The sequence below is a fragment of the Selenomonas ruminantium subsp. ruminantium ATCC 12561 genome, assembly GCF_000424065.1.
Classification (GTDB): domain Bacteria; phylum Bacillota; class Negativicutes; order Selenomonadales; family Selenomonadaceae; genus Selenomonas_A; species Selenomonas_A ruminantium.
This window is the reverse complement of record NZ_AUJE01000022.1, coordinates 61,878-67,978: the sequence shown is the minus strand read 5'-3', so window position 1 is coordinate 67,978 and position 6,101 is coordinate 61,878. Positions and strand designations below refer to the sequence as shown.

Here is a 6,101-nt window from a genome sequence, read left to right as displayed (position 1 = left end):
GAACAGGAATTTCCACCACAAACTGGAAAAACAGGGAATGACACAAAGCATGTCCCGCGTAGCCCACTGCATTGACAACGGGCCTATGGAAGGATTCTGGGGCATCCTTAAGCGGGAGATGTACTACGGCAGACGTTTTACCAGCAAGTGTGAACTTATGCGTTCGATTGAAGCATACATTCATTATTACAACCACAAGCGTGTGCAACGTAACCTTGGTATCTTAACACCAATAGAGAAACACACCTTGTATTTAGCCGCATAAAAAAGGCCGACAGACAAATCTGTCGACCAAAGAAATCTTATATTTTTTTATTGTCCTCTTGACGGGGAGCAGGTCATAGTTTCGTATAGCCTTGTTTTTATTATTTTCAGGAGATGTGTGGAACTGGTCAAAAAAATTACAAAATATGAGTAATGAAAGCAAATGCTGTTCGTATATATAGATAGAAAGAGATAAACAAACAGGGAGGCGAGCAAAATGAAACGGTATTACATCAATCAATGGAATCAAAAAAGCTACCGGCATAACCGCAGACGCAATATCCGCAAAGCAGGAGAGTACAAATGCGTAAAATGAACATTCTTTAGAGAGGGCTGTGAAGGGTGAGGAATCACCTCTGCACAGCCCTCTTCGTTTGCGAAATGGGAAATCTTTTTAGCGAAGGCGGCCTGGCGGAATGCTTGCATTTTCATAAAAAAGACATTACAATAGTATTCATGTAGCTTATTATGCTTTACAAATTAACAGGTAGTCTGGAGGCGGCTTATGAAACGAGTATCCGTGGAGCTTATTCCTCGCGATGAAGAAACTTTGCGCGAGGAACTTACGCTTTTACAGAAGTACGAAGGCAAGATTGACGTCATTAATATTCCTGACCTCTTGCGGTTTGACATTCGCAGTTGGGAAGGTTCGGCGATGGCGCAGGAGTATTTCCCTATGTCCATGCCCCATATCCGCGCCATGGATATTGATTTGGACAAAGAGCTGCCCATGAAGGATTATCTACGGGAAAAGGGCATCAAGGAAGTGCTTGTGGTGCAGGGCGACCCGCCGCAGCGCATGACCCATGAGGTTTATCCGACGGAATCTACGGACGTTATCCGCAAGTTCCGTGAGGAAATGCCGGAAGTGAAGGTCTATGCGGGCATTGACCAGTACAGAAGTTCCATGCGCCATGAGCTTTACCGTACCCGCCGCAAGGTGCAGGCAGGCGCGGCAGGTTTCTTCACGCAGCCGTTTTTCGACATGCGGATGCTGGAAATCTACATGGATATGCTCGATGGCCTTGATGTGTACTGGGGCGTATCGCCGGTGGTCACGGCGGCTTCGCAGAGCTATTGGGAGCGCAAGAACAACGTCATCTTCCCGAAGAACTTTGCGCCGACCTTGGAGTGGAGTGTGGATTTCTCCCGTCAGGTCATGGAAATGGCGGATAAGCAGGAAGCCAATGTCTATCTGATGCCCATCAAGACCAACCTGGAAGAGTATTTAGCAGGCGTGTTTGCTTGATAAAGTCTATTTGTGTATTTTAGGAGAGTGAATCATGTTTAAGATTCTGAAGAAAGAGGAGTTATCGCCCAGCGTTTACTCCATGGATATCGAAGCCCCGCGCGTGGCGAAGAAATGTCTGGCTGGCCAGTTCATCATTCTGCGGGTGGACGAGGAAGGTGAGCGCATTCCTCTGACTATCGCCAATTTCGACCGCAAAAAAGGCATCATCAACATCGTATTCCAGGTAATCGGTGCCTCCACGATGGCGCTGGCCGCAAAAGAAGCCGGCGACAGCATTGTGGACTTTGCCGGTCCTCTGGGCCAGCCGTCCGAAATCAAGAAGTTTGACGGCACGGTTGTTGTTGTGGGCGGCGGTATCGGTGTTGCGCCGACTTTCCCGATTGCCCGTGCGATGAAAGAGGCAGGCAACAAGGTTATCGCCATCATGGGTGCCAAGACCAAGGACATTCTGATTATGGAAAAGGAAATGTCTGAGGTAACGGATGAAATCCTGATTACGACCGATGATGGTTCCCGTGGCATCAAGGGCTTTGTCACCTATGCGGTGCAGGAACTCGTGAACCGCGGCGAAAAGATTGCCCAGATTACGGCTATCGGCCCGGTTATCATGATGAAGAGCGTTGCCGATGCTACGCGTGAGCTCGGCATTCCGACGGTGGTCAGCCTGAACCCCATCATGGTAGACGGTACGGGCATGTGCGGCGGCTGCCGTGTAACCGTAGGCGATGAAACGAAGTTTGCCTGCGTAGATGGCCCGGAATTTGATGCACACAAGGTAGATTTCCCCGAACTCATGAGCCGCCAGCGCATGTATCGCGATATGGAGGCTGAGGAAAAGGACCATATTTGCCGCATTGGTTTGGGGAGGAAATAAACGATGGCTTTGTCTTTGAAGAAACATGAAATGCCGGTGCAGGACCCGCAGGTTCGCGCTCATAACTTTGATGAAGTAGCTTTGGGCTATGATGAGGAAACGGCGGTAGCCGAAGCAGAGCGCTGCCTGCACTGCAAAGTGCCGCAGTGCCGCAAGGGCTGCCCGGTGTCCGTAGATATTCCGGAATTTATCGGCAAGATTAAAGAGCGCGATTTTGACGGCGCCATTGAAAAAATTAAGGAAGCCAACGCGCTGCCCGCTGTCTGCGGCCGTGTTTGCCCGCAGGAAAACCAGTGCGAAAAATACTGCGTGCTGGCCAAGAAGGGCGAATCCGTCGGCATTGGCCGTCTGGAACGCTATGTAGCGGACCGCTATATGGCCAAGAATGAAGAAGTAAAGCCCATTGAATATGCTGCTGATGCACAGAAGGTAGCCGTTATTGGCTCCGGCCCCTCCGGCCTGTCCTGTGCCGGTGATTTGGCCAAGAAGGGCTACAAGGTAACGGTATTTGAGGCCCTGCACAAGGCGGGCGGCGTGCTGTCCTATGGCATTCCTGAATTCCGTCTGCCGAAGGATGATGTTGTGAAGAAGGAAATCGACAACATCGCCAAACTCGGTGTGAAGTTCGAACTCAACTCCGTAGCCGGCCGCCTGTTCACGGTGGACGAGCTCATGGAAGAAGAAGGCTTTGATGCGGTATTCATCGGCACGGGTGCCGGTCTGCCGCGTTTCCAGGGCATTCCGGGCGAAAGCCTCAGTGGCGTTTATTCCGCCAATGAATTCCTGACGCGCTGCAACCTCATGAAGGCGTACAAGTTCCCGGAATACGCTACGCCGATCAAGATTGGCAAGAAAGTTGCTGTTATCGGCGGCGGCAACGTGGCCATGGATGCGGCTCGCACGGCGCTGCGTCTGGGCGCGGAAAAGGTCTATATCGTCTATCGCCGCAGCGAGGCGGAACTGCCTGCCCGTAAGGAAGAAGTGGAACATGCTAAAGAGGAAGGGATTGAATTTAAGCTCCTCAACAACCCGGTGGAAATTCTTGGGGATGAAAACGGCTGGGTTAAAGGCATGCGCTGCATCAAGATGGAACTCGGTGAGCCGGATGAATCCGGCCGCCGCCGTCCGGTAGCTGTGGCTGGTTCTGAGTTTGATTTGGATGTGGAAACGGTTATCGTATCCATCGGTACCGGTCCGAATCCGATTATTTCCCAGACCACGCCAGGCCTGGATACGACGAAGCGCGGCAACATTGCTGCTGACGAGGAAACAGGGGCAACGTCCAAGCCGGGTGTATTTGCCGGCGGCGATATCGTCACGGGTGCCGCTACGGTAATTCTCGCCATGGGCGCAGGCCGCAAGGCAGCTGCTGCCATTGACGAATATCTGCAAAGCAAGCGCTAAGCGATAATTGAATAGATAATGGGGAATCCACCTGGGCTTGGGCCTAGGTGGATTTGTCCGTTTTTTATTCGATTGATGAAAGTTATATAAGTAAGAAAAGAAGGAACGATTGATTTATGATGAACTTTGCGGCCATTGACTTTGAAACAGCCACGGGCTGTCGTAACTCGGCCTGCAGTGTGGCTGTCACCGCCGTGGAAGATGGCAAAATGAAGGATGTATACTACTCGCTGATTCAGCCGCCCATGAATAAGTACAATTACTTCAATATACAGATTCATGGCATTACACCTAATGATACCAAAAATGCGCCGACCTTTGCCGAAATCTGGCCGGAACTCAAAAGCCATTTGGAAGGAAAAATCGTGGTGGCGCATAATGCAAAATTTGATATGGGAGTCTTGAGCGCCTGTTTGGCGGATGAAGGCCTGCCGACACCGGATTTTGCTTATTGCGATACCGTAGCCATTGCCCGCAAGGCCTGGCCGTTTTTGGAGAATCACAAGCTGGATACCGTGGGCACGCATCTGCATATTGATTTCCACCATCATAATGCCATGGATGATGCCCGCACCTGTGCCGCAATTCCTTTGGCAGCCGGACAGGAATTAAAAGAGGATTCTTTGGAGTCCTTGGCGAAGAAACTGAGTATAAATATGTGTGTGTTTGGGAGAAAGGGGTATCGAAGATGATTTTGGTCAGTGCCTGTTTGCTGGGTCATAAGGTTAAATTCAGCGGGGGTGCCAACACCCATGAGCTGTTGTTGAAATACAATGAACGGGGTCGCTTTATCGCCGTCTGTCCCGAATGTTTCGCCATGCTGCCCTGCCCAAGGCCCGCGATGGAGATTCAAGGCGGCAATGGCAAAAAGGTTCTCACAGGCAAGGCGAAAGCCGTGGACGAAAACGGCATGGATACTACCCAGTACCTGCTGACGGGCGCCGACAAGGTGCTCAAAATCGCCGAGGCCTATCATGCCAAAGTGGCTATCCTTAAAGAAGGCAGCCCCTCCTGCGGTGTAAAGAAAATTCATGGCGGCAACTTTGATGGCAAAAAAGTCAAAGGGCAGGGGGTAACCACGGCGCTCTTGCAGAAACACGGCATTACGGTCTATTCGGAAAAAGATATGACTGTGGGAAGGCTCGAAGAACTTATCGCCGAAGATGCCAAGCGGGACCGAATATAATTACCATGACTAAGATTCGTGGCACAAGGCGCAGGACAGGCGGGGATAGCTGTCTTACGCTATGACGGGGAGCTGAACGGATTTTTGCCTTTAATTAAGTATCGTTGAAAGTCAAAACTCGCTGCGCTCAAACAGTAGACTTTCAACGATAGAACAGCGGTATGGCAAAAAATCCGTTCTTAACGCTCTCCGCCAACGCTTCAGCCAGCTATCCCCGCCTGCTCTGCGCTACTTTAGAGCTAATATTAATTGGGTGTATCATACAGAGGCTATAGAGAACGCCTTTGCGGACATTGACAGCTTGTTGGATACTGGCAAACATGCCTGGTAATTTCGTAAGTTCCGTTACACCTGTACGATTTCTACACCTTGTTTTTCGGCGGCGGCTAGGAATTTTTTATCAGCCTGCTTATCGGTGACCAGCATGTCGATGTCTTTGAGGTTGCAGACCTGTATGAAGGACAGGTGATTGATTTTTGTATGGTCAAAGACCACGACTTTCTTGTTGGCGCGCTCCAACAGGGCGAGCTTTACGGCCTGGTCGTCGAAGTCCGGGGACATGATGCCGCTGGCGTCGATGGAGGATATGCCCAGGAAGGCGATGTCGATGCGGAAGTTTTTAATCATGCGGCAGGTCAGGTCACCAAAAAATCCATGGGGGGAACTGCGGTAGAATCCGGGCATGGCGATGAGCTGCAGTTTGTCATTGGCAGAGAGAATATTGTGAATCGGCAATGAGTGGGAGAGTACCGCGATATTTTGCCGATTTTTTAATTCCTCGGCGATTTCGATATTGGTTGAGCCGGTGTCGAGGTAAATGGCATTGCCTTCCTTAATCAGGCCGGCGCAGAATTCGGCAATGGCATTTTTCTCCTTGGTCATGCGCAGCGAGCGGGCGCTGACGTTGGCCAGGGCGGCGGTGCCTTCATTGAGGACAGCACCGCCATGAACGAGCGTGACGATATTCATATCGGCCAGCCGGTGCAAATCCCGGCGGATAGTCATATCGGAAACTTCGAGCCTTTGGGCCAGCTCGTGGACATAGACGGCTTTAGCTTCCTGCAATTCCTGCAGGAGAAAGTTACGGCGTTCACGGGAATTCATTGTTACCTCCATATTTG

Annotated in this window: 7 protein-coding genes; 6 read left to right on the top strand and 1 reads right to left on the bottom strand. The window is 50.9% G+C overall.

What is annotated here, in order from left to right:
* From G598_RS19000 to G598_RS0109915, 6 genes are all read left to right on the top strand, one after another.
* Positions 1-265 (top strand): IS3 family transposase (locus G598_RS19000; protein WP_026766842.1); only part of this gene is annotated, 265 nt, incomplete at its 5' end.
* Positions 266-769: 504 nt separating this feature from the next.
* Positions 770-1,513 carry a methylenetetrahydrofolate reductase gene (locus tag G598_RS0109935; RefSeq protein ID WP_026766841.1) on the top strand — a complete coding sequence of 248 codons (744 nt, stop codon included), beginning with the start codon at positions 770-772 and terminating at the stop codon, positions 1,511-1,513.
* A 34-nt stretch (positions 1,514-1,547) separates the two neighbouring features.
* On the top strand, positions 1,548-2,390 hold the full coding sequence (locus G598_RS0109930) for a sulfide/dihydroorotate dehydrogenase-like FAD/NAD-binding protein (protein ID WP_026766840.1): 843 nt from the start codon (positions 1,548-1,550) through the stop codon (positions 2,388-2,390).
* A 3-nt stretch (positions 2,391-2,393) separates the two neighbouring features.
* On the top strand, positions 2,394-3,794 hold the full coding sequence (gene gltA / locus G598_RS0109925; protein ID WP_026766839.1) for an NADPH-dependent glutamate synthase: 1,401 nt from the start codon (positions 2,394-2,396) through the stop codon (positions 3,792-3,794).
* A gap of 116 nt (positions 3,795-3,910) precedes the next feature.
* Positions 3,911-4,486 (top strand): 3'-5' exonuclease, encoded by a 576-nt coding sequence (locus tag G598_RS0109920; RefSeq protein ID WP_080657007.1) that lies wholly within the window; start codon positions 3,911-3,913, stop codon positions 4,484-4,486.
* Positions 4,483-4,980: a 2-thiouracil desulfurase family protein gene (locus tag G598_RS0109915; RefSeq protein ID WP_026766837.1), complete on the top strand. Its 498-nt coding sequence runs from the start codon at positions 4,483-4,485 to the stop codon at positions 4,978-4,980. Before G598_RS0109920 ends, G598_RS0109915 begins: the two co-directional genes overlap by 4 nt.
* A 345-nt stretch (positions 4,981-5,325) precedes the next feature.
* Here the strand turns inward: G598_RS0109915 and G598_RS0109910 are convergent, their stop codons facing one another.
* Positions 5,326-6,096, bottom strand: coding sequence for a DeoR/GlpR family DNA-binding transcription regulator (locus G598_RS0109910; protein WP_245582792.1), 771 nt, complete (start codon positions 6,094-6,096; stop codon positions 5,326-5,328).
* Positions 6,097-6,101: the final 5 nt, after the last annotated feature.

What these genes read in the sequence shown, in the direction of transcription:
- G598_RS0109935 (WP_026766841.1), top strand. Translation starts at nt 770, where the DNA reads ATGAAACGAGTATCCGTGGAGCTTATTCCTCGCGATGAAGAAACTTTG.
- G598_RS0109930 (WP_026766840.1), top strand. Translation starts at nt 1,548, where the DNA reads ATGTTTAAGATTCTGAAGAAAGAGGAGTTATCGCCCAGCGTTTACTCC.
- gltA (WP_026766839.1), top strand. Translation starts at nt 2,394, where the DNA reads ATGGCTTTGTCTTTGAAGAAACATGAAATGCCGGTGCAGGACCCGCAG.
- G598_RS0109920 (WP_080657007.1), top strand. Translation starts at nt 3,911, where the DNA reads ATGATGAACTTTGCGGCCATTGACTTTGAAACAGCCACGGGCTGTCGT.
- G598_RS0109915 (WP_026766837.1), top strand. Translation starts at nt 4,483, where the DNA reads ATGATTTTGGTCAGTGCCTGTTTGCTGGGTCATAAGGTTAAATTCAGC.
- G598_RS0109910 (WP_245582792.1), bottom strand. Translation starts at nt 6,096, where the DNA reads ATGGAGGTAACAATGAATTCCCGTGAACGCCGTAACTTTCTCCTGCAG.